22 protein-coding genes are annotated in these 22,522 nt (G+C 57.8%); 4 read left to right on the top strand and 18 right to left on the bottom strand.

The window, feature by feature from the left end; translation table 11 throughout:
- Nucleotides 1–8 precede the first annotated feature (8 nt).
- The 5 genes from gntU to AC2T6E_RS20375 form a co-directional block, all read right to left on the bottom strand.
- Nucleotides 9–1,349 (bottom strand): gluconate transporter, encoded by a 1,341-nt coding sequence (gntU, locus tag AC2T6E_RS20395; protein WP_010436459.1) that lies wholly within the window; start codon nucleotides 1,347–1,349, stop codon nucleotides 9–11.
- Between the two features lie 3 nt (nucleotides 1,350–1,352).
- On the bottom strand, nucleotides 1,353–1,880 hold the full coding sequence (gntK, locus tag AC2T6E_RS20390; RefSeq protein ID WP_010436461.1) for a gluconokinase: 528 nt from the start codon (nucleotides 1,878–1,880) through the stop codon (nucleotides 1,353–1,355).
- A 126-nt stretch (nucleotides 1,881–2,006) separates the two neighbouring features.
- Entirely contained in the window at nucleotides 2,007–3,002 is a 996-nt protein-coding gene (gene gntR, locus AC2T6E_RS20385) for a gluconate operon transcriptional repressor GntR (protein ID WP_089598541.1), read from the bottom strand.
- 91 nt (nucleotides 3,003–3,093) lie between these two features.
- On the bottom strand, nucleotides 3,094–3,789 hold the full coding sequence (locus tag AC2T6E_RS20380) for a pirin family protein (RefSeq protein ID WP_010436464.1): 696 nt from the start codon (nucleotides 3,787–3,789) through the stop codon (nucleotides 3,094–3,096).
- 123 nt (nucleotides 3,790–3,912) lie between these two features.
- Nucleotides 3,913–4,950: an oxidoreductase gene (locus tag AC2T6E_RS20375; RefSeq protein ID WP_486693047.1), complete on the bottom strand. Its 1,038-nt coding sequence runs from the start codon at nucleotides 4,948–4,950 to the stop codon at nucleotides 3,913–3,915.
- A gap of 157 nt (nucleotides 4,951–5,107) precedes the next feature.
- Between AC2T6E_RS20375 and AC2T6E_RS20370 the strand changes: the two genes are divergently transcribed.
- Together AC2T6E_RS20370 and yhhY are read left to right on the top strand one after the other, a co-directional pair.
- Nucleotides 5,108–5,752, top strand: coding sequence for a bactofilin family protein (locus tag AC2T6E_RS20370; RefSeq protein WP_126545946.1), 645 nt, complete (start codon nucleotides 5,108–5,110; stop codon nucleotides 5,750–5,752).
- A gap of 220 nt (nucleotides 5,753–5,972) precedes the next feature.
- Entirely contained in the window at nucleotides 5,973–6,461 is a 489-nt protein-coding gene (gene yhhY / locus AC2T6E_RS20365; protein ID WP_253179435.1) for an N-acetyltransferase, read from the top strand.
- 88 nt (nucleotides 6,462–6,549) lie between these two features.
- On the opposite strand, the gene ggt is transcribed toward yhhY, so the two are convergent.
- Nucleotides 6,550–8,295 carry a gamma-glutamyltransferase gene (gene ggt / locus AC2T6E_RS20360; protein ID WP_486693044.1) on the bottom strand — a complete coding sequence of 582 codons (1,746 nt, stop codon included), beginning with the start codon at nucleotides 8,293–8,295 and terminating at the stop codon, nucleotides 6,550–6,552.
- 123 nt (nucleotides 8,296–8,418) lie between these two features.
- Here ggt and AC2T6E_RS20355 point away from each other — a divergent pair, with 123 nt between their 5' ends.
- Entirely contained in the window at nucleotides 8,419–8,796 is a 378-nt protein-coding gene (locus AC2T6E_RS20355; RefSeq protein WP_481977888.1) for a DUF2756 family protein, read from the top strand.
- On the opposite strand, the gene ugpQ is transcribed toward AC2T6E_RS20355, so the two are convergent.
- From ugpQ to livK, 10 genes are all read right to left on the bottom strand, one after another.
- Nucleotides 8,780–9,526 (bottom strand): glycerophosphodiester phosphodiesterase, encoded by a 747-nt coding sequence (gene ugpQ / locus AC2T6E_RS20350; protein WP_486693041.1) that lies wholly within the window; start codon nucleotides 9,524–9,526, stop codon nucleotides 8,780–8,782. The two genes, AC2T6E_RS20355 and ugpQ, sit on opposite strands and share 17 nt — an antisense overlap.
- Nucleotides 9,523–10,593 (bottom strand): sn-glycerol-3-phosphate import ATP-binding protein UgpC, encoded by a 1,071-nt coding sequence (locus tag AC2T6E_RS20345; protein ID WP_486693039.1) that lies wholly within the window; start codon nucleotides 10,591–10,593, stop codon nucleotides 9,523–9,525. Before AC2T6E_RS20345 ends, ugpQ begins: the two co-directional genes overlap by 4 nt.
- Nucleotide 10,594: 1 nt before the next feature.
- On the bottom strand, nucleotides 10,595–11,440 hold the full coding sequence (gene ugpE, locus AC2T6E_RS20340) for a sn-glycerol-3-phosphate ABC transporter permease UgpE (RefSeq protein WP_486693037.1): 846 nt from the start codon (nucleotides 11,438–11,440) through the stop codon (nucleotides 10,595–10,597).
- Complete coding sequence (ugpA, locus tag AC2T6E_RS20335; RefSeq protein WP_100167338.1) at nucleotides 11,437–12,324, bottom strand: sn-glycerol-3-phosphate ABC transporter permease UgpA; 888 nt, start codon at nucleotides 12,322–12,324, stop codon at nucleotides 11,437–11,439. Before ugpA ends, ugpE begins: the two co-directional genes overlap by 4 nt.
- A gap of 127 nt (nucleotides 12,325–12,451) precedes the next feature.
- Nucleotides 12,452–13,768 carry a sn-glycerol-3-phosphate ABC transporter substrate-binding protein UgpB gene (gene ugpB / locus AC2T6E_RS20330; protein ID WP_126816079.1) on the bottom strand — a complete coding sequence of 439 codons (1,317 nt, stop codon included), beginning with the start codon at nucleotides 13,766–13,768 and terminating at the stop codon, nucleotides 12,452–12,454.
- A gap of 262 nt (nucleotides 13,769–14,030) precedes the next feature.
- Nucleotides 14,031–14,744, bottom strand: a complete 714-nt coding sequence (livF, locus tag AC2T6E_RS20325; RefSeq protein WP_006812273.1) for a high-affinity branched-chain amino acid ABC transporter ATP-binding protein LivF — start codon at nucleotides 14,742–14,744, stop codon at nucleotides 14,031–14,033.
- Nucleotide 14,745: 1 nt separating this feature from the next.
- Nucleotides 14,746–15,513, bottom strand: a complete 768-nt coding sequence (livG, locus tag AC2T6E_RS20320; RefSeq protein WP_008500101.1) for a high-affinity branched-chain amino acid ABC transporter ATP-binding protein LivG — start codon at nucleotides 15,511–15,513, stop codon at nucleotides 14,746–14,748.
- Nucleotides 15,510–16,787, bottom strand: coding sequence for a branched chain amino acid ABC transporter permease LivM (gene livM, locus AC2T6E_RS20315; protein WP_010436486.1), 1,278 nt, complete (start codon nucleotides 16,785–16,787; stop codon nucleotides 15,510–15,512). The genes livG and livM overlap by 4 nt, the downstream gene beginning before the upstream one ends.
- Nucleotides 16,784–17,710: a high-affinity branched-chain amino acid ABC transporter permease LivH gene (gene livH / locus AC2T6E_RS20310; RefSeq protein ID WP_010436488.1), complete on the bottom strand. Its 927-nt coding sequence runs from the start codon at nucleotides 17,708–17,710 to the stop codon at nucleotides 16,784–16,786. The genes livM and livH overlap by 4 nt, the downstream gene beginning before the upstream one ends.
- Nucleotides 17,711–17,756: 46 nt before the next feature.
- The gene (livK, locus tag AC2T6E_RS20305; protein WP_010436489.1) at nucleotides 17,757–18,866 is read right to left on the bottom strand and encodes a high-affinity branched-chain amino acid ABC transporter substrate-binding protein LivK; all 1,110 of its coding nucleotides are present in this window, start codon (nucleotides 18,864–18,866) and stop codon (nucleotides 17,757–17,759) included.
- Nucleotides 18,867–19,290: 424 nt separating this feature from the next.
- Between livK and panM the strand changes: the two genes are divergently transcribed.
- The gene (panM, locus tag AC2T6E_RS20300; protein ID WP_126816080.1) at nucleotides 19,291–19,674 is read left to right on the top strand and encodes an aspartate 1-decarboxylase autocleavage activator PanM; all 384 of its coding nucleotides are present in this window, start codon (nucleotides 19,291–19,293) and stop codon (nucleotides 19,672–19,674) included.
- A gap of 177 nt (nucleotides 19,675–19,851) precedes the next feature.
- On the opposite strand, the gene livJ is transcribed toward panM, so the two are convergent.
- Both livJ and AC2T6E_RS20290 read right to left on the bottom strand, forming a co-directional pair.
- Nucleotides 19,852–20,952, bottom strand: a complete 1,101-nt coding sequence (livJ, locus tag AC2T6E_RS20295; protein WP_139157911.1) for a branched chain amino acid ABC transporter substrate-binding protein LivJ — start codon at nucleotides 20,950–20,952, stop codon at nucleotides 19,852–19,854.
- Between the two features lie 196 nt (nucleotides 20,953–21,148).
- Entirely contained in the window at nucleotides 21,149–22,414 is a 1,266-nt protein-coding gene (locus AC2T6E_RS20290) for a 4-aminobutyrate--2-oxoglutarate transaminase (protein ID WP_042713697.1), read from the bottom strand.
- Between the last annotated feature and the right edge of the window lie 108 nt (nucleotides 22,415–22,522).

Genomic DNA, 22,522 nt, shown 5'->3' with positions numbered 1-22,522 from the left:
AACCGGAGTTAGCTCAACAACGTAAACGCAATCATCCCGACAATCGCACCCGTCGTGCCGAGGATGGTTTCCATCAGCGTCCAGGTTTTCAGGGTTTGCGCTTCGGTGGCACCGGTAAATTTACCGAACAGCCAGAAGCCTGCGTCGTTCACGTGGGATACCACAATCGAACCGCCCGCGATACAGATAGACAGCGCCGCCATCTGCGCACCGGAGTAGTTCAGCTGTTCAATCACCGGCATCACCAGACCGACCGCCGTTAAGCATGCCACGGTTGCGGAACCCTGGATGATACGCACCGCCGCCGCCAGCACGAAGCAGGTGACCGCAATCGGCAGGCCCATTCCGGTCAGCGCTTCACCCAGAGCCGGGCCCACGCCGGAATCCACCAGCACCTGCTTGAACACGCCACCGGCACCGATCACCAGCAGGATGATACCCGCCGGCTGCAGCGCGGCACCGCAAATCTCCATCACGCGGTCTTTCGGCATCCCCTGACGCATTGCCAGGCCGTAAATCGCCACCAGACACGCCACCAGAATCGCCGTGAACGGGTGGCCGATGAACTCAAACCACTCGTAAGCGCTGGAACCGACCGGCACAAAGCGCGCGGCGATGGTTTTCAGACCCACCAGCACCAACGGGAGCAGGATCAGCGACAGGCTGAAGCCGAAGGAAGGCATTTTGCCTTCGCCCAGGTGCGGCTCGGTGATGTCATCAGGAATGTGCAGCTCAACGTAGCGGCTGATGAAGTTACCCCACAGCGGGCCGGCGATAATCATCCCCGGGATCGCGGCGCAGAGGCCAATGAGGATCATCCAGCCGAAGTCAGCGTGCATCTGGGAGGCCAGCAGCATCGGCGCAGGCCCCGGCAGCAGGAACGCCGCGGCCGCCGCCACGCCCGCAAACAGCGGAATGACCAACTTCACGAGGTTCGTACCGGTATGGCGTGCCATCGAGAACGCGACGCTAATCAGCAGCACGACCGCCACTTCGAAAAACAGCGGCAGCGCGCAAATCAGGCCAGCCAGACCAATCGCGTAGTGCGCGCGGCTGTGGCCGAAGGATTTCAGCATCTTGACGGCAATCTGATCGACCGCGCCCGTCTCGTGCAAAATCTTGCCAAACATCGCGCCGAGCGCGACCACAATCGCCAGGAAGCCCAGCGTGCCACCCATCCCTTTTTCCATCGTCGCGGCGATCTTGTCGAGCGGCATACCGGAAAAGAGACCTGCACCAATAGAAACCACCATCAAAGCAACGAAGGCATGCATACGCGCCTTCATCACGAGAAACAGCAGCAGTAATACGGAACCCACCGCTGTCAAAACAAGCGTTAATGTACTCAAAACTTACTGCCTTTTATTAATGACCTCGATGGTGCTGGCGACAACACCTTCCAGTGACTGATCGATATCAACCACTAAGACGTCCTGCTCATCCGCACCCGGCTCCTGCAGCGCTTCGAACTGCGTGACCAGCATCTGGGTTTTGAAGAAGTGACCTTTACGCGCCTTCAGACGGCTTTCAATCACCTCGAAATCGCCCTTCAGATAGATGAAGGAGAGGTTCGGGTTACCGTCGCGCAGCAGGTCGCGGTAGGTTTTTTTCAGCGCGGAGCAGACGATCAGGGAGACTTTGTTAGTACGCTGCATCGCAAAGGCGGCATCGTTCAGCGCCTGCAGCCACGGTTTGCGGTCGTCGTCGTTCAGCGGCTCTCCGGAGGCCATTTTCATGATGTTGCTGCGCGGATGGAGGAAGTCGCCATCAAGAAACGCAGCCTGAAGTTGATGCGCCACTTCGCTCGCCACGGCAGATTTACCGCTACCGGACACGCCCATCAGGACGTAAACGTGGTGATCGTGATTAGTCGTGCTCAAAGGGTGTCCCTCAGTCAATTGTTACGGGTAACAGTTATCGGTAACATTGTCCTGCCGGGGCAAAAGAGAAGCAATATCCAAACGTGCGCGAAGTGAATAAGTGTGAGCTACTTCAAATTTGTCGGATTAAATAGATCCACCCGGTGACAAGGTGAAACCTAAATCTAACATTTTAGGGGTAACTGCCTCACCACGAATGCGCGCCAGCAGGCGTTCTGCGCCAATGCGGCCCATACGTTCACGCGGGGTCAGGACGCTCGCCAGACGCGGCTCCATCACCTGGCCGATGTCGTGGCCGTGGAAACCGGCAATCGCCATATCGTCAGGGATCTTCAGCCCCAGACGCTGGCACTCAAACGCCGCGCCGACCGCAAGGTCATCGTTGGTACAGAAAATACCGTCCAGTTGCGGATACTCGCGTCGCGCCTGACGCATCAGTTCAATACCCGAGGTGTAGGACGAGGATTGCTCCACCATCACGCTGTACGGGGTTAAACCGGCGTCGAGCATCGCCTGCTCGTATCCCTTCTGTTTGATGATAGTACGTTCATCAAGGCGTGCACCCAGATAGGCAATGTGGCGATGACCGCGCGCAATGATCGCCGCCGTCATCTGACGCGCCGCTTCAAAGTTATCGAACCCAACGGCGATATCGAGGCAAGGCGACTGGCTGTCCATCAGTTCCACCACCGGGATACCGGCCACTTCAATCATTTTGAGCGTGCGGGCAGTGTGGGTACGTTCCGTTAAAATCAGGCCGTCGATGTTCCAGGAAAGCATCGATTCAAGACGTTCCTCTTCCAGTTCCGGCTTGTACCCGTAGTGCGCGAGCATGGTCTGATAGCCAAAGGCATCGGTCACGCTTTCGATTCCACGTAATACTTCGGCGAAAACCTGGTTGGTCAAGGAAGGAAGCAGGACGCCCACCGCACGGCTGGTCGCATTGGAGAGAATATCGGGTGCGCGGTTGGGAATATAACCCAGTTCATCAAGGGCAGCGGCAATCTTGCCACGTAACGCCACGGAAACCTGTTCCGGGTTACGTAAAAAACGGCTGACCGTCATTTTGGTCACACCGACGCGATCGGCGACATCCTGAAGTACGGGGCGTTTCTTTTTCATCGTCCTGAGAAATCTTGAAGTGAGAGATTTTCTCAGTTTATCACGGACAAAGCTCAACCTTCCCCGTTTAAAGGGAAGGTTGAGAAATTATTTATACCGGCGGCAGGTCAAACAGCAGGATTTCGCTTTCGCTGTCGGCATGCACGGAGAGCGCCTGCTCATCCCAGATGGCCAGACCATCGGCGGTTGTGGCTTTGGTGCCGTTGATGGACACGTCACCTTTCACCACCTGGATCCAGACGCGGCGGTTGGCGGCAATCTGATGCACGGACTGTTCGTCTTTTGCCAGCGCCCAGCGGTACAGCTCCATATCCTGATGCACTTTCAGGGAACCTTCACGCGCATCCGGGGACAGCACCAGCTGTTTGCCCTGTTTAGCGTCGAAGCGGCGCTGCTCGTAGCGCGGTGCGATGCCGGTCTCTTCTGGAATGATCCAGATTTGATACAGGTGCAGTTTTTCCGTTTTGCTCGGGTTGTACTCAGAGTGACGCACCCCGGTGCCCGCACTCATAATCTGGAACTCACCCGCCGGAACCTGCTCTTCGTTACCCATGCTGTCTTTGTGCGCCACGGCACCTTCGAGCACATAGGTCAGGATTTCCATGTCTTTGTGCGGGTGGGTGCCGAAGCCCTGGCCTGCATCAATCACGTCGTCGTTAATCACGCGCAGTGCGGAGAAGCCCATGAAATTCGGGTCGTAGTAGTCGGCAAACGAGAATGAATGCCATGAGTCCAGCCAGCCATGATTCGCGTGACCACGTTCGTTTGCTTTGCGTAAGTAGATCATTTTTTTCACCCTCAGTTCGTTTCGATGAAGTAAGTGTGGACGCAAACCGCCTGGGATCATAGAGGGTGAAAATTGACTCCTCTGTTCAAAAATTATGAACAAGCGCAGAGGAGCCGTTTTTGCTTATTTTGCGAGGGTTACCGTGGCAGGAGAAGCCTGCTCAAAGGCCCGTTCAAGGATTTCCAGGTTGGTCAGAACGTCAGATTCCTTGACGTAATTCGGCGTACCCGTGGTGAGCGTTTCATACAGCGCATCGTAAACGCGGCCATAGTCGCCTGGTTCCGGCTTGAGTTCTTCTTTTACTGTTGTGCCATCTGCCTTCACATACTCCAGCACGCCCACGGAATTATCCGCCGCAAAGCCCGGTTCGCCCGGCATGATATTGGCCTTCAGGCTGGTCTCCTGCTGATCAATACCGTACTTGATAAACGAGCCTCGGGTGCCGTGAACGATAAATTTCGGATAGTCGATTTTCACCAGATGGCTGGTTTTAACGATGGCCTTCAGGTCGCCGTAGAACAGCTGCGCCTCGAAGGTGTCGTCCGGGTTGGCTTTGTTGCGCAGGCTGCGGATGTCGTACGCTACGTGGTCCGGGCGACCAAACAGGGAGATGATCTGGTCCATGGTGTGCACGCCCAGACCATAGAACGAGCCGTCCTGCGGCAGGCCGGGCTGGATTTCCGCGACCGGACGGTAGTAGTCGAAGTGGCTTTCAATTTCCACAATGTCGCCGAGCTTGCCGCTCTCAATCGCCTTTTTCGCCGTCAGGAAGCAGCTGTCAAAACGGCGGTTCTGATACGGCGTCACGGTCAGCCCTTTGCTTTTCGCCAGCGCAAACAGTTCCTTCGCTTCTGCGATGGTCGGGGTGAATGGCTTTTCCACCAGCACGTTTTTGCCTGCTTCCAGCGCGCGCTTCGCGTAGTCGAAGTGGCTGTCGGCGTGGGTGCAGACAATGATCAGATTCACCTGCGGATCGTGAAGCACCTCGTTCAGATCGCTGGTGAAATGAATGTGGGAATACTGTGAAGACTGCTCTTCCGGCTTCGCACTGCGTCGGTAGATATGGGCGACGTGCCAGCTGTCTTTACGGTTGAGGACATAGGGTAGGTGATAGCGGGTGGTGCTTTTACCAAAGCCGATAAACGCACAGTTCAGGGTCATGGTTCCGTCCTTTTTGATCAGGTTTCTGTTTTCACTATAGCGATAAACTTGCCCAAAAGAATCCTAAAATGGCGGCACTTGCCTTGACCCTGCCGCTAAAAACCCCGATAAGGTGAAGGTCAAATCTATGCTCGCGAATGGAGTCGCGCCCATTTCTATGGAAAGGAAATATCTCGCCTTAAACAGTGCGCTTCTCTTCTGGTTGCTTTCGCTTGCCGCCTGGTGCTTCGCCGCCCGTCAACTCGCATGGCTCTTCGCAGCATTCTCTTTATTGGCTTTCACGCTTCCCCTGCTTATCAACCTGGGTAATGTTATGTTTAAAAAGAATAAAATTAATGAAATCAAGGTGCCAACTGCCCTTCCCCCGGCTCCTGTCATGGAAAAAGAACCTACCGCCACCGAGAAGCACGGCACCACGGTGATTGCCAACGACGTCCGCGTTGAAGGCAATATCGTTTCGACGGGCCACGTCTATGTGCACGGTGAGCTCATCGGCAATATTGCCTCTGAACAGAGTCTGATCAAAATCATGCGCGGGGGACGGGTTGAGGGAAACATCACCTGCCGCGAGCTGATTATTGACGGGGCCGTGATCGGCGAATGCCACAGCGATGCCATTGAAATCTGCGAAAACGGTGAGGTAACGGGAACGCTTTCCTACCGGGCGCTGGCCGTCAAAAAAGGGGGGATGTTTTCCGGTATTGCAGAGATGCTGCCTGCCGCTATCGAAAAGAACAACGTCGTTGGCCTGATCAAGGACAGCACCGCTGACGCTCCTGAAGCGTGCGAGCTTGCCAAATAATAAGCAAAAAAAAGCCAGCGAAACGCTGGCTAAAGTAATACTGGAAGCAATGTGAGCAATGTCGTGCTTTCAGGTTCCCGTAGCGGTCTTCCTGAATGCAGAGCAATAATAATCATTCTCATTCGCACTTGTCCACTTCTTTTTGCAAAAAATAGCGGTTGACTCAAATTTTAAAGTCATTGATGTTGGAAGGGACATTTAACTGATTGAGGAACAAGGAATGAGTGAGATAGTGATACGCCACGCAGAACCGAAAGATGCCGAAGCTTTACGCCAGAACTATATGCATCCCGGGGTGTATCACGACACGCTACAGCTACCTCATCCTTCCCTTGAACACTGGCAAGAGCGGCTTCTCCCAAAACCTGGCCAAAAACGTCTGGTCGCCTGCATCGATGAAAACATCGTCGGTGACCTGGCACTGCAGGTAGAAGCCAGCCCGCGACGCAGCCATGTGGCAACCTTTGGTATCAGCGTTGCGGCGCACGCCCAGGGGCGCGGCGTGGGGAGCGCGCTCATGCGCGAGATGATCAACCTGTGCGATAACTGGATGCGCATCGAACGTATCGAGTTAACGGTTTTTGCCGATAACCCTGCTGCACTGGCGCTGTACCGGAAGTTTGGTTTTGAAATCGAAGGCACCGGCAGGAAATTTGCCCTGCGCAACGGCGAGTATGTGGATGCGTATTATATGGCGAGGATGAAGTAGTTTGTTGCCCTCACCCTAACCCTCTCCCCGTGGGAGAGGGAATGAAACACGTAGGCCGGGTAAGGCGAAGCCGCCACCCGGCAATACATCAATATCCCGCCGTCAAATCATCCACCGAACGCGGGTCCGATGCGCCAAACAGCGCCCCGTCCGGCCCGACCATAATGCTCTGGGTGCTGCCCATCGCCTCTTTCACCGCCACTTTTTGCCCGCGCTGTTCAAGCAGCTTAATGGTGTCCGGGCTAAAGCCCTTCTCAACGCGCAGCTCGTCCGGCAGCCACTGGTGATGGAAACGCGGGGCGTTAGTCGCTTCGGCGACGTTCATCCCAAAGTCGATGCTGTTCACCACCATCTGCAGCACGGTGGTAATAATTCGACTCCCGCCCGGGCTGCCGGTTACCAGCCAGGTTTTTCCGTCTTTCACCACTATGGTGGGCGACATGGACGAGAGCGGACGCTTTTTCGGCCCGACGGCGTTTGCATCACCGCCTACCAGCCCGTAAACGTTCGGCACGCCCGGCTTGGCGGAAAAGTCATCCATCTCGTTGTTCAGCAGAATGCCGCTGTTGCCCGCCACAATCCCGGTACCAAAGGTGGTATTCAGCGTATAGGTCACCGCCACCGCATTGCCGTCTTTATCCACCACCGAGAAGTGGGTGGTCTGATTGCTTTCATAAGGCGCCAGCTTGCCGGGGCGGATCTCGCTCGACGGCTTCGCCTTGTTGATGTCGATCTGGTCAGCCAGGGATTTGGCATAGGCTTTGTTGGTCAGCGCCTGCCACGGTACCTTCACGAAGTCCGGGTCGCCGAGGTACTCCGAGCGGTCGGCGTAGGCGCGTTTTTCCGCTTCCGCCATCACCTGCATGGCGTCCGCGCTGCCGAAGCCAAACTTGTGCATATCGAAGTTTTCCAGAATATTGAGGATCTGCACGATGTGGATCCCGCCGGACGACGGCGGCGGCATGGAGAAGACCTCGTAGCCACGATAGGTGCCGCTAATCGGCTCGCGCTCCACCGCTTTGTACTCCGCCAGATCCGCTTTCGTGATTAGCCCACCGTTCTTTTGCATTTCATCGGCAATCTGGTCAGCAATCGCGCCTATATAGAAGGCATCCGGGCCGTGTTCCGCAATCCGCTCCAGGCTGGTCGCCAGGTTCTTCTGCACCAGCTTATCGCCCTTCTTCAGCGGCTCGCCGTCTTTCCAGAAGATGGCCTTACTGTTTTCATGATTCGGAATGACTTCACTGCCGTAGGTTTTGAGATCGTCCGCGAGCGCGTCATTCACCACAAAACCGTCGCGCGCCAGCTTGATGGCAGGCTGCACCACTTTGTTCAGCGGCAGCGTGCCGTATTTCTCCAGCGCCAGCGAGAAGCCCGCAACGGTGCCCGGCGTGCCGGAGGCGAGGTGCGAGGTCAGGGATTTCTTGCTGTCCGGGTTGCCCTGCTCGTCAAGGAACATGTCGCGGGAGGCCTGATTCGGTGCCATCTCACGGAAGTCGATGGCGGTGGTTTTCCCGTCTTTGGTACGCAGCATCATAAACCCGCCGCCGCCGAGGTTACCCGCCTGCGGATGCGTGACCGCCAGCGCGTACCCGACCGCAACCGCCGCATCCACCGCGTTACCGCCCTGCTTCAGAATATCGACGCCCACCTGGGTTGCCAGCGCGTCAACCGAGGCCACCATGCCATGCGTCGCCCGCACGGGATGGAAAACGTCTTCCTCCACGCCGTAGGAGACAGGAGGCGCCGCGGGCGGGTTGGCCGCCACGCTAAATGTGCCGCCTGCCATCAGCGCGGCGATCGCTACCCAGCGCAAAAACGTTGGTTTCATCATTATTGTTCTCCAGGTGATGGGGTTCATACTCCCCGCTTAAGCCTGGTTCACAACTCCTAAAAAATCATCGTCATGGTGAAATCGGGGTAAACTTAAGAGAAACCTCAAAAGGAGGAGATGACAATGAAACGCTTGATGATTCTTACGGCACTGCTTCCCTTTGCCGCGCTCGCACAGCCACTCAATACGATGAACAACCCTAACCAGCAGGGTTACGTCATTCCCAGCCAGCAGCGGATGCAAACGGAAATGATGAGCCAGCAACAGCAGCAGAAAGGGATGCTTAATCAACAGTTGAAAACGCAAACCCAGATGCAGCAGCAGAGCCTGCAAAACCAGATGAACGCCAACACCCAGCGCGTCCAGCAGGGTCAGGTGCGCGAGCAGCCGCTGCCGAATAAAAACGGCGGGATGTTAGGCGGGGGTTCAACCCTGAACAGCGGCCAGCAGCATATGCTGCCGCAGCAGTCGAACGGCAGTATGCTTAATCCGCAGAACTAAAGTTCGGGCCGATCCGGTCAATCGCATCGGTACAAATGCTGTCAACGCCCCAGCGCAGCAGTTCGGCTGCACGCTGGGGTTTGTTAACGGTATACACCAGAATATGCAGACCCGCCGCTTTCAACATCTTCACCCGCGCCTCATCCAGCAGCTTGTGATTGAGATGGATAGAGACGCACGCTAAGCGTGTCGTCAGCTCGTGCCAGTCCTCGCGCCACTCGTCCAGCAGCAGCCCGCGCGGCAGCTCCGGCACGGCCGCCTGTGCCGCTTCCAGCGCGTCGATTTCAAACGACGACAGCAGCGGTGCCGTCATCCCTTCCCACAGCTCACGCGCGGCCAGCGCAATGACTTTGCCCGTCAGCGAGCCGGTGCCGGTGGTCGGTTTGATTTCGATATTGGCCATCATGCCGTGCTGGCGGCAGCGATCCGCCACTTCCGCCAGCAGCGGCAGCGGTTCGCCTTTGAACTCGCCGCTGTACCAGCTTCCGGCATCTACCTTCAGCAGATCGCGCCACGGCAGTTCCCCCGCCACGCCCCAGCCGTTGCTGGTGCGTTCGAGGTTATCGTCATGCAGCAGGAAAATTTCGCCGTCTTTCGACAGCTTGGCGTCGAACTCGATCATCGTGTGACCGTAGCGCGCGCCAACGTCAATCGCCGCCAGCGTGTTTTCCGGCGCCAGCTTACCGCCGCCGCGGTGGGCGACGACATGGGGATAAGGCCAGTTGCTCATACTCGTTGTCCTGTTTCACCGTCAAACAGGTGCAGATGGTTTTCCGGCAGGTGCAGCCACAGCGTGCTGCCAGCCTTCGGGCGCTCCTGATGCGCCAGGCGCACCACCATTTTTTGCTCGCCCCAGCGCCCGTGCGCCAGGTTATCTGCACCCAACATCTCCAGCGTGTCCATCACCAGCGGCACGCCGCCGTCCGCCTGAGAGGTTAAACCGATATGCTCCGGGCGGATACCGAGCGTCATCTTACGCCCGGCGTAGCCACGATAGTACCAGTTGATCGGCAATGCCATCCCGCTTTCCAGTTCAAAGTGGGTGCCCGCGCTGCTGATCCGTCCTTCCAGCAGGTTCATTGCCGGGCTGCCGATAAAGCTCGCCACAAAGCGGGTAGCCGGTTTCTCATACACCTCCACCGGGGTGCCAATCTGCTCGGCGATGCCTTTGTTCATCACCATTACGCGCTGGGCGAGGGTCATGGCTTCGACCTGATCGTGGGTCACGTACAGGGAGGTGGTTTTCAGACGACGGTGCAGCTGCTTCAGCTCAAGACGCATCTGCACGCGCAGCTTGGCGTCGAGGTTAGAAAGCGGTTCGTCGAACAGGAATACCGCCGGGTCGCGCACGATGGCGCGCCCCATCGCCACGCGCTGGCGCTGGCCGCCGGAGAGCTCGCGCGGGCGGCGCTTCAGCAGGCCGTCCAGCTCAAGAATGCGCGCCGCTTCTTTCACGCGCTCCTCGATATGGCCTTTGCCCATGCCGCGGATTTTCAGCCCCCAGGCCATGTTATCCTCCACGCTCATGTGCGGATAGAGGGCGTAGTTCTGGAACACCATCGCGATGCCGCGATCTTTGGGCTCCATCTCGGTAACGCGCTGGCGGTCAATCCAGATATCCCCGGACGTCACGCGCTCCAGCCCCGCCACCATGCGCAGCAACGTGGATTTGCCGCAGCCGGACGGGCCGACCATCACGATAAATTCCCCGTCCGCCACGTCGAGCGTCAGCGGCTGAATCACCTGGGTTTTACCATCCCAGCTTTTGGTTACTGCCTGAAGTTTTAAACCTGCCATCTTATTTCTCGCTATCGACCAGGCCGCGGACAAACGCACGCTGCATGGCTAAAACAATGACTACGGGTGGGATAAGGGTGAGCAGCATCGCCGCCATCACCTGGTTCCAGAGAGTGGTGCCTTCACCGGTGGCAATCATGCCTTTGATGCCCGCCACGGCGGTGCCGAGGTTGACGTCCTGAATAATCAGTAGCGGCCACAGGTACTGGTTCCAGCCGTAGATAAAGGTGATCACAAACAGCGCCGCGAGGTTGGTTTTCGACAGCGGCAGCACGATGTCGCGGAAAAAGCGCATCGGCGACGCGCCGTCGATGCGCGCCGCTTCAATCAGCTCGTCCGGCAGGGTCATAAAGAACTGGCGGAACAGGAAGGTCGCGGTCGCCGAGGCCATCAGCGGCAGGGTCAAGCCCGCGTAGCTGTCGAGCATTTTCAGGTTGGCGATCACCTCCACCGTCGGGAAGATACGCACCTCCACCGGCAGCATCAGGGTAATGAAGATCATCCAGAAGAAGAGGTTACGCAGCGGAAAGCGGAACCAGACGATGGCGAAGGCCGAGAGCATCGACACCGTAATTTTGCCGACGGTGATGCCAAACGCCATGATGAAGCTGTTGAGCATCATCAGCCAGAACGGCGCGCTGTTGGTGCCCACGCCCTGGGTCCAGATGGTCTTCATGTTCTCGAAAAGATGTGTACCTGGGATCAGCGTCATCGGCGTGTCGAACACCGCTTTGGTGTCCAGCGTGGCGGCGACAAACGCCACGTACAGCGGGAAGAGGATGACGATAATCCCTAAAATCAGCATGGTATGGCTGAAAATCGTCAGCCCGCGACGGTTCTCAATCATTGGTAGCGCACCTTACTTTCGACATAGCGGAACTGCACCACCGTGAGGATGATGACGAGGAACATCAGCACCACCGACTGCGCGGCAGAAGCGGAGAGATCCAACCCCGCAAAACCTTCGCGGTAGATCTTGTAGATCAGCGTCGTTGTCGCCTGCACCGGTCCGCCTGCGGTCGCCGCGTCGATCACCGGGAAGGTGTCGAAGAAGGCGTACACGAGGTTAACTACCAGCAGGAAGAAACTCACCGGGGCGATCAGCGGCAGCGACAGCCTGAAGAAGCGACGAATCGGCCCTGCGCCGTCAATCGCGGCGGCTTCCACCAGCGAACGGGGAATGGACTGCAGCGCGGCAAAGAAGAACAGGAAGTTGTAGCTGATCTGCTTCCACACCGAGGCGAATACCACCAGGAACATCGCCTGGCCGCTGTTCTGGGCATGGTTCCAGTCGTAGCCCAGTTCGGCCAGGAAATGGGTAATCAACCCGCGTCCCGGGTTAAACAGGAAGATCCACAGCACGGCGGCGACGGCGGGAGCCACGGCGTAAGGCAGCAGCATCAGCGTTTGATAAATACGGCTGCCGCGCACCACGTAGTCCACCAGCGCGGCGAAGAACAGCGATGCCAGAAGGCCGCTGACGGTCACCAGGGCGCTGAACTTGATCGTCGTCCAGAAGGAATCCAGGTAGTAGCTGTCATGGAACAGCGCGGTGAAGTTGTCCAGCCCGACAAACTGGCTGGAAAGCCCGAACGGATCGACGCTTTGTACCGAGTACCACAGCGCTTCGCCCGCAGGCCAGATAAAGAAAATAACGGTGATGACCAGCTGCGGCGCGACCAGCAGGTACGGCAGCCAGCGGGAACGGAACACCGGACGGGATGATGACATAGGTTTGCTCTGTAGGTATTCCCCCCTCACCCCGGCCCTCTCCCCAAAGGGGCGAGGGAGAAAAGACGGCTCCGCGCAGTCCCCTCTCCCCTATGGGGAGAGGGTTAGGGTGAGGGGCAGGTTTGAATTACGATTTGGTGGACTGCTCAAAGCGGCGCAGCAGCTGATTCCCGCGCTCTACCGCAGAGTCCAGCGCCTGCTGTGGCGTTTTCTTCCCGGTCCACACGCTTTCCAGCTCTTCATCCACGATGGTACGGATCTGCGGCATGTTGCCCAGACGCAGGCCCTTGGTGAACGGCAACGGCGGCTTGTTCAGCATCTGACGCGTCGCAATGTCCGCCCCTGGGTTTTTGCTGTAGAAGCCCTGCTCGCGGGTCAGGTCGTACGCAGCTTTGGTGATCGGCAGGTAGCCGGTCTTCTGGTGCCACTCGGCAGCATTTTCAGGCTTCGCCAGGAAGTCGAGGAACTCGGCTACACCTTTGTAGGTGCCGTTGTCTTTGCCCTGCATCACCCACAGGCTCGCCCCGCCGATGATGGCGTTCTGCGGCGCGCCCTTCACGTCGGCGTCGTACGGCATCATGCCCACGCCGTAGTTAAATTTGGCGTAGTGACGGATATCCGCCAGCGAGCCGGACGAGGCGGTGGTAATGGCGCAATCGCCGTTGTAGAACTTCTCGGTGGATTCGTCTTTACGTCCGAAGTAGCTGAAGTCGCCCTTCTTGTTCAGATCAGCAAGCAGCGCGATGTGCTTCACCTGCTCCGGCTTGTTGAACTCCAGCACCGCGTCGGTGCCGTCGAAGCCGTTGTTTTTGGTCGCAACCGGCAGGCCGTGCCAGGCGCTGAAGTTTTCAATCTGGATCCAGCCCTGCCAGCCGCTGGCGTAGCCGCACTTCATCCCCGCCGCTTTCAGCTTCGCGGTGTACGCCGCCAGATCCTGCCAGGTTTTTGGCGGCTGCTCCGGGTCTAAGCCAGCTTTTTTGAAGGCGTCTTTGTTGTAATACAGCACCGGCGTGGAGCTGTTAAACGGCTGGGACAGGAGATGGCCCGTTTTGGAATCGGTGTAGTAACCGGAAACGGTCGGTACAAACTGTGATTCATCGAAGTTGATGCCTGCGTCTTTGAACACTTCATACACCGGCTTGATGGCTTTGGAGGCCATCATGGTGGCGGTACCCACTTCATAAACCTGTAACAGCGCCGGCGCGTTGCCGGTACGGAAGGCGGCAATGCCCGCGCTCAGGCTCTGCTCGTAGTTGCCTTTGTACACCGGCACAATTTTGTAATCCGGGTGGGTGTCATTGAAACGCTGCGCCAGGGAGTCAACCTCTTTACCCAACTCCCCTTCCATGGAATGCCAGAACGGAATGGTGGTCACAGCCATTGCGTTCGTCGCAAAAGCCAGACCCAGTGCCAGACCCAAAGCTGTGTGTCGTAACGATGTCATTGTCATCTCTCTTATTGTGCCGGATGCGCGATATCACGCGTTTTATGCTCGCGAGGTAACATGACATGCTCGAATTACAGAAAAATAACTGTTTGTTTACAGATAAGTGACAGCCAGGCGTCAGAGGGATGATGGTTGTGTGAAGGGGTGGGTGTGTGGTTGGGTGCGGTCTGGTGCCCTCACCCCGGCCCTCTCCCACAGGGAGAGGGAGAAAAACACGTAGGCCCGGTAAGCGTAAGCGCCACCGGGCAATACAGACGGCTTAGCCTCCGAGGTACGCGCTCCGCACCGCCTCGTTTGCCAGCAGCGCGTCGCCGGTATCCTCCAGCACCACGCGACCGTTCTCCAGCACGTAGCCACGGTCGGCGAGCTTCAGCGCCTGGTTGGCGTTCTGCTCGACGAGGAAGATGGTCATCCCCTCTTTGCGCAGCTGCTCAATGGTGTCGAAGATCTGCTGAATGATGATCGGCGCCAGACCGAGCGACGGTTCATCCAGCAGCAGCAGACGCGGCTGGCTCATCAGCGCGCGGCCAATCGCCAGCATCTGCTGCTCGCCGCCGGACATGGTGCCCGCACGCTGGATGCGGCGCTCCCACAGGCGTGGGAAGAGTTCGTACACCCACTTGATGCGGGTCTGGTATTCATCGCGGTGAGCAAAGAAGCCGCCCATCGCCAGGTTCTCTTCCACCGTCATGCGGGAAAACACGCGACGCCCTTCCGGGACAATCGCCACCGCTTCACGCATTATTTTGGCGGTCTGCCAGTCGGTAATGTCTTTGCCATCGAACACAATCCGCCCGCTGGTGGCGCGCGGGTCGCCGCACAGGGTGCCGAGCAGCGTGGTTTTACCCGCGCCGTTGGCCCCGATCAGGGTGACGATTTCGCCCTGATTGATGTGCAGGCTGACGTCGTGCAGCGCCTGGATCTTGCCGTAGTGCGCGTTGACCTTGTCGAACGTTAACATCGCTTTTTCCATCTTATGCCTCACCAAGGTATGCGCGGATCACGTCCGGGTTGTTGCGGATCTCTTCCGGCGTGCCGTTCGCCAGCGGCGTGCCCTGGTTTACCACGTAGATACGGTCCGAAATGCCCATCACCAGCTTCATGTCATGCTCAATCAGCAGAATGGTGGTGTCGTGATGATCGCGCAGCTCGGCAATCAGCTCGTCCAGCTCTTTGGTCTCTTTCGGGTTGAGGCCTGCCGCCGGTTCGTCGAGCATCAGGATTTCCGGCTGCGTCACCATGCAGCGCACAATCTCCAGGCGACGCTGATCGCCGTAGGCCAGGTTGCTCGCCTGACGGTTGGCGTGCTGCAGCAGGCCAATTCGGTCAAGCCAAGTGGCCGCGCGGTCAAGCGCTTCATCCTGTGCGCGTCGGAAGGCCGGGGTTTTCAGCAGGCCGGAGAAGAGCCCGGTTTTCAGCTGCTGATGCTGTGCCACCAGCAGGTTCTCAATTACCGTCATCTCGCGGAACAGACGCACGTGCTGGAAGGTACGCACCACGCCCATGCGGGCAATCTGCTGGCCCGGCAGACCTTCCAGGTGCTGGTCGCGCAGCATGATGGTGCCTCCCGTCGGCTTGTAGAAGCCGGTCAGGCAGTTGAAGACCGTGGTTTTCCCCGCGCCGTTCGGGCCAATCAGGGAGACAATCTCTTTCTTGTGCAGATCCAGATTCACGTTGTTGACCGCCAGCAGGCCGCCAAAACGCATCATCAGACCGTTAACGGATAATAATGGCTGGCTCATGCCTGCTCTCCTTTCGCTTGCCCGTTCTTCAGCTTCAGCTGTGGACGGGTCATCGGCAGCAGACCCTGCGGACGCCAGATCATCATCAGCACCATCAAACCACCCAGCATCAGCATGCTGTATTCGTTAAAGTCGCGCATCAGCTCGCGCGAGACCACCAGCAGGATGGCCGCGAGGATAACGGCAAACTGCGAGCCCATCCCGCCGAGTACCACAATCGCCAGCACGAAGGCCGATTCGGCAAAGGTGAAGGATTCCGGGCTAACGAAGCCCTGACGTGCGGCAAACAGCGTTCCGGCGAAACCGGCAAACGCGGCGCTGATGGTGAACGCGGTCAGCTTGATGCGGGTTGGGTTCAGGCCCAGCGAGCGGCAGGCGATTTCATCTTCGCGCAGCGCTTCCCACGCGCGGCCCAGCGGCATGCGCAGCAGACGGTTGATCACGAACAGGGTAATCACCACCAGCAGCAGCGCCACCAGATAGAGCCAGATCACGCGGTCGGACGGATCGTACTTGATGCCAAAGAAGTTGCTGAAGGTATCCCAGCCGCCTTCGCGGGCGGTACGGCTGAACTCCAGGCCGAAGAAGGTCGGTTTCGGGATCTGGCTGATGCCGTTCGGGCCGCCGGTCACTTCGGTATTGTTGAGCAGCAGGATACGGACGATTTCGCCGAAGCCCAGGGTCACAATCGCCAGGTAGTCACCGCGCAGGCGCAGCACCGGGAAGCCGAGCAGGAAGCCCGCGGCGGCAGAGACCAGCCCCGCCAGCGGCAGGCAGGTCCAGAAGCCGAGGCCGTAATAGTGGTTCAGCAGCGCGAAGGTGTAGGCACCGATGGCGTAGAAGCCGCCGTAGCCCAGCACCAGCAGGCCGGAGAGCCCCACCACCACGTTCAGACCGAGACCCAGAATCACGTAGATCATGGTCAGGGTGGCGATATCCACGGTCCCGCGCGATACCACAAACGGCCATGCCACGGCAGCGACCAGCAGCGCCACGAGGAACAGCTTCTGCTTCACGGTCGTACCGTCGATAGCGGGCAGCACGAACTTCGGCCCGGAGACGTTTTTCAGCGTCTTCTGGAAGACCGGGCGCAGCAGCTGGAACAGGAACACTACGGCCGTGCCGATAAACACCCACTGCCAGCGAATATCAGCGGCGGTGTCGACCACCAGCTTAGTGCCGTCCAGCTCTAACTGGACGCCCATAAAGACGCCCGCCAGCACGAAGAACATGGCGGCAGAAAGCAGCGCCATTGCAAAATGCATCGGTTTCATACTTTCTCTACCTCCGGACGGCCCAGAATACCGGTAGGCATCACCAGCAGAACCAGAATCAGCAGGGCAAACGACACCACGTCTTTATATTCTGTGCTCAGGTACGCCGAGGAGAGCGCCTCTGCCACGCCCAGGATCAGGCCGCCGATCATCGCGCCCGGAATACTGCCGATACCGCCCAGTACCGCGGCGGTGAAGGCTTTCATCCCGGCCATAAAGCCGATGTACGGGTTGATCACGCCGTAGAACTGGCCGAGCAGGACGCCCGCCACCGCCGCCATCGCTGCGCCAATCACGAAGGTCAGGGCAATCACGCGGTCGGTGTTGATGCCGAGCAGGCTCGCCATCTTCAGGTCTTCCGCGCAGGCGCGGCAGGCGCGTCCCATGCGGGAGTAACGGATGAAAATAGTCAGAGCCAGCATTGCCAGGAAGGTTACAACCCAGATAACCAGCTGCATGGTGGTGATAGAGGCAGAGAAGTTTTCGCTGGCCCCCACAATCCACTGGCCGTTAAACAGGCTTGGCAGCGCCACGTCGCGCGAGCCTTCGGTAAGGCTGACGTAGTTTTGCAGGAAGATGGACATTCCGATGGCGGAAATCAGCGCAATCAGGCGTTTTGAACTGCGCACGGGCCGGTAAGCCACGCGTTCGATGCTCCAGCCGTAGGCGCTGGCAATCACAATCGCGCCGACAAACCCGGCGGCGACCAGCAGCCAGCTGCTGTCGATGCCCATCATCATCAGGGCGGCAATGATCATAAAGGAGACGTAGCTACCGATCATGTACACCTCGCCGTGGGCGAAGTTGATCATGCCGATAATGCCGTAAACCATCGTGTAGCCGATGGCGATCAGCGCGTAGGTGCTTCCCAGCGTAACGCCGTTAAACATCTGCTGCAGGAAATAGAGAAACTGCTCGGACATATGCAAACCTTTTTATACCCGCCCGGCGAGCCGGGCGGTGGGATAGTTATTTGGCGGCCGAGGACGAACCGTCGGCGTGCCACTTAAAGACACCAAATTCAAATCCCTTCAGATCGCCTTTCTCATCCCAGTTCAGCGGCCCAATCACGGTGTTCGCCCCGTGTGCTTTTAAATCTTTCACCAGATCCAGCGGCTCTTTGCTGCCGGTACGCTCCAGCGCGGTCGCCAGAGACTGCACGGCCGCGTAGGTGATCCAGACGTACGGACCGCTCGGATCTTTCTTCTGCGCCTTGAGCGCCTCTACGATAGCCTTGTTGGCCGGATCCTGGTCATAGCGTTTTGGCATCGTCACCAGCATGCCTTCGGCAGAATCCCCCGCGATATTCGACAGGGAGGCGTTGCCCACGCCCTCTGGCCCCATAAACTGGGTTTTCAGGCCGGTGGCGCGCGCCTGGCGCAGCATCTGGCCCATTTCCGGGTAGTAGCCGCCGTAGTAAACGAAGTCGATATTCTCTTTTTGCAGACGGGCGATCAGCGCGGAGAAGTCTTTCTCACCGGCGGTAATGCCGTCGAAGAAGACGATGTTCGCGCCGCCTTTTTTCAGGCCGTCCTGCACGGAGCGTGCCAGGCCTTCGCCGTACTGCTGTTTGTCATGAATGATGGCAATACGCGTTGGCTTAACGGTGTCGAGGATGTATTTCGCGGCGGTGGGCCCCTGGGAGGAGTCCAGGCCGGCGGTACGCATAATGTGCTGGTAGCCGCGCTGGGTCAGCTCCGGGTTAGTTGCGCCCGGGGTGATCATCAGAATGCCTTCGTCTTCGTAAATATCAGATGCGGGCTGCGTGGACGATGAGCACAGGTGGCCGATGACGTACTGGATACCGTCGTTGACGATTTTGTTGGCGACCGCGACGGCCTGTTTTGGATCGCAGGCGTCGTCATATTCTACGCCCACCAGCTTGTCGCCTTTGATGCCGCCTTTGGCGTTGATGTCTTTAATGGCCTGGCGCGCGCCGTTGAACTCCATATCACCCCACTGGGCAACAGGACCGGACATCGCGCCGACCACAGCCACTTTTATGTCGTCCGCCATAGCCGCCTGCGAAATTGCCAGTGCGACCATTCCCGCGATTATTGCTTTCGCGTTCCTTTTCATCTCTGAATCCCCATTCGTGATGTCGTGTATATATTTTGTTTTATTATGGTTAAAAAGCATTCTGTACTTTTAATGAACAACGCTATTTTTACCAGTGTCTTTAATGGTTTAGCGCGGTTTTTTATCAAAAACCAGACTAATATCTCTATTTTTCAGGCGATTAAGCAAAGATAATATTCTGAAATCAGGCAGAGATAAACAAATAAAAGTGCAGTTTGCAGCATAAAATAACGGTACAAAGCGCCGAATAAATCACTGCCTGTCAGGTTAAAATTCTGCTTAATTTTCGATCCATGTGTTTTCGAACTGCGCAATGCGTTGCCAAAAAACTAATCACCTGGTAAATGGGAATAAAAAGAGAAAGCACCCGAGCAAATAAATTGAGTACACTGGCCCTACTCAATCTGATTTGGACAAGTAGCTAATGAAACTGACTATCGTGCGTCTGGTGACCTTTAGCGACCAGGATCATATCGACCTGGGCAAGATCTGGCCGGAATATTCCCCTTCGTCGCTGGCCGTCGACGACAATCACCGTATCTATGCCGCGCGCTTTAACGAGCGTCTGCTGGCCGCCGTTCGCGTGACGCTGAGCGGCACGGAAGGGGCGCTGGATTCCCTGCGCGTTCGCGACGTCACCCGCCGTCGCGGGGTCGGACAGTATTTAATTGAAGAAGTCATTCGTGAAAACCCGAGCGTGACCTCCTGGTGGATGGCCGACGTGGGCGTGGAAGACCGCAGCGTGATGGCGGCGTTTATGCAGGCGTTAGGGTTTACGGCGCAGGCGAACGGGTGGGAGAAGCGCTAAAAGAAAGCCGGGTGGCGGCTGCGCCTTACCCGGCCTACGAGGTGCTCATTGTAGGCCCGGTAAGCGAAGCGCCACCGGGCAAAAGAGGGGCTGTGCGGCCTGGTGCCCTCACCCCGGCCCTCTCCCACAGGGAGAGGGAGAAAACATAAAAAAGGCAACTTACGTTGCCTTTTGCTTTTATTTTGCGTCAGTAGCAGTCCCGTTAGCATGCCAGTCAAACACGCCGAACTCGAAGCCCTTCAGATCGCCCTTCTCATCCCATGACAGCGGCCCCATGACGGTTTCCACGGAGTTCGCTTTCAGCCAGGTGGCAATCTCAGCCGGATCGGCTGACTGGTTCAGGCCCGCCTGCAGCGATTGCAGCGCCGCGTAGGTGGTCCAGACGAACGCGCCGCTTGGATCCTGTTTCTTCGCCTTGATCGCATCTACGATTGGTTTGTTCGCAGGGACCTGGTCGTAGTTCTTCGGCTTGGTCACCAGCAGGCCTTCGGCTGATTCACCCGCGATGTTAGACAGAGAGACGTTTGCCACGCCTTCCGGCCCCATGAACTGGGTTTTCAGACCGGCAGCGCGCGCCTGGCGCAGGATCTGGCCCATTTCCGGGTGGTAGCCACCGTAGTAAACGAAATCAATATTCTCTTTCTTCAGACGCGCCACCAGCGTGGAGAAGTCTTTCTCACCGGCGGTAATACCGTCGAAGAACACCACGTCAGCATTGGCTTTCTTCAGGTTGTCCTGGACGGAACGCGCCAGACCTTCACCGTACTGCTGCTTGTCGTGAACGATAGCGATGCGCTTCGGCTTCACTTTTTCAACGATGTATTTCGCTGCGGTTGGGCCCTGGTCAGAGTCCAGGCCGGTGGTGCGCAGGGTCAGCTTGTAGCCGCGCGAGGTCAGCTCCGGCGCGGTTGCAGCCGGGGTGATCATCAGAATGCCTTCGTCTTCGTAGATGTCAGACGCGGGCTGCGTAGAGGAGGAGCACAGGTGACCGATAACGTATTTGATCCCGTCGTTCACCACTTTGTTCGCCACCGCGACCGCTTGTTTCGGGTCACAGGCATCATCATATTTTACGATCTGCAGTTTTTCGCCCTTGATGCCGCCCTTAGCATTAATGTCTGCAACCGCCTGTTCTGCGCCCGTAAATTCCTGGTCGCCGTACTGAGCTACCGGACCGGACATCGCGCCAACCACAGCAACTTTGATATCTGCCTGTGCCATGGTGCTGAATGCCAACGCGATACATCCTGCCAGTAACGCTTTACCCTTCATGTTCATCCTGAGATTCCCCATTATTATGGTTATTACGATTGTTGTGATGTTGTTGTGCAGCGCTTTATGTCAGTTATAGGTGTGCTGTTCGCGCTTTTTCAGCATACTCTGCTAAAACATACCCGATTTTTATGATTTTGGAATAGCTAATTTGAAATGTATCTATGCTACGCCGGCACCGTTTTGCGCCGGGCATTTGGCTTTATCGTGTCAGCGAGGCGGAAATAATATCCAGCGCCTGTCGGAACTGCGCTTCGGGGATCGTGAGCGGATAGAGGAAGCGAATCACGTTGCCGTACACGCCGCAGCTCAGGAGCAGCAGCCCTTCGTTCAACGCGCGTTCTTGCACCTGTCGGGTGAATTCCGGCGAGGGTTGCCCGGATTGCGGATCGTTGAACTCCACCGCCACCATAGAGCCTTGCGCACGAATGTCGGCAATATACGGGCAGCCATCCTTCGCTTTATTTAGCACCTCTACCAGATGGTGGCCAAGGTGGGCCGCGCGGGTGCAGAGATCTTCTTCGTCAATCACGTCCAGCACCGCATGGGCCGCGGCAATCGCCAGCGGGTTACCCGCGTAGGTGCCGCCCAGCCCGCCGGGCGCGGGGGCGTCCATCACCTCCGCCCGACCAGAGACCGCCGAAAGCGGCATCCCGCCCGCCAGGCTTTTCGCCATGGTGATAAGGTCCGGCTTCACGCAGTGGTTTTCCATCGAGAACAGCTTGCCGGTGCGGGCGAAGCCGGTCTGGACTTCGTCGGCAATCAGCAAAATCCCGTGGGTATCGCACAGGGCACGCAGCGCCTGCATAAAATCGGCGGGCGCGACATTAAACCCGCCCTCACCCTGAACCGGTTCGAGGATAATGGCCGCCACCTGGTCTGGCGCGATATCCGCTTTGAAAATGCGCTCCAGGCTTTTTAACGCTTCCGCCGTGCTGATGCCGTGCAGATCGTTAGGGAACTGTGCGTGGTACACCGAGCCGGGGAACGGGCCGAAGCCCAGCTTGTAGGGTGCGACCTTGCCGGTCAGCGCCATGGTCATAAAGGTGCGGCCATGGAAGGCGCCGCCAAAGGTGATAAGACCGGGGCGTTTGGTGTACGCGCGGGCAATTTTGACCGCGTTTTCAACCGCTTCTGCGCCCGTCGAGAAGAAGGCGGTCTTGGCGGGACCGTCAATCGGCACGCGCTGGTTGATGCGTTCGGCAAGCGCCACATAGCCCTCATACGGCACAATCTGGTAGGCCGTGTGGGTGAAGGCGTGGAGTTGTTTTTCGATGGCGGCAATGACTTTTGGATGGCGATGGCCGGTATTCAGCACCGCGATCCCGGCGGCGAAGTCGATGTACTCATTGCCTTCCACGTCCCACACCGTGGCGTTTTCAGCTTTATCGGCATAGAAGTTACACATCACGCCGATGCCGCGCGGCGTCGCCTGTAAACGCCGGTCGTTAAGTTCGTTATTTTTCACCCTGTCCCCCTGAGAAAGTCGCCTGCTTAGCGCATCAGTAAGTGTTTGCCAGGGGGAGGGAATTCGCCAGAGCGGGCGCTAAAAAAACAAAACCCCCGGACTCGCATC

It is taken from the genome of Enterobacter sp. B79-1 (assembly GCF_057444735.1).
The sequence above is the reverse complement of the archived record's forward strand: the minus strand, read 5'-3'. Positions and strand labels throughout refer to the sequence as shown.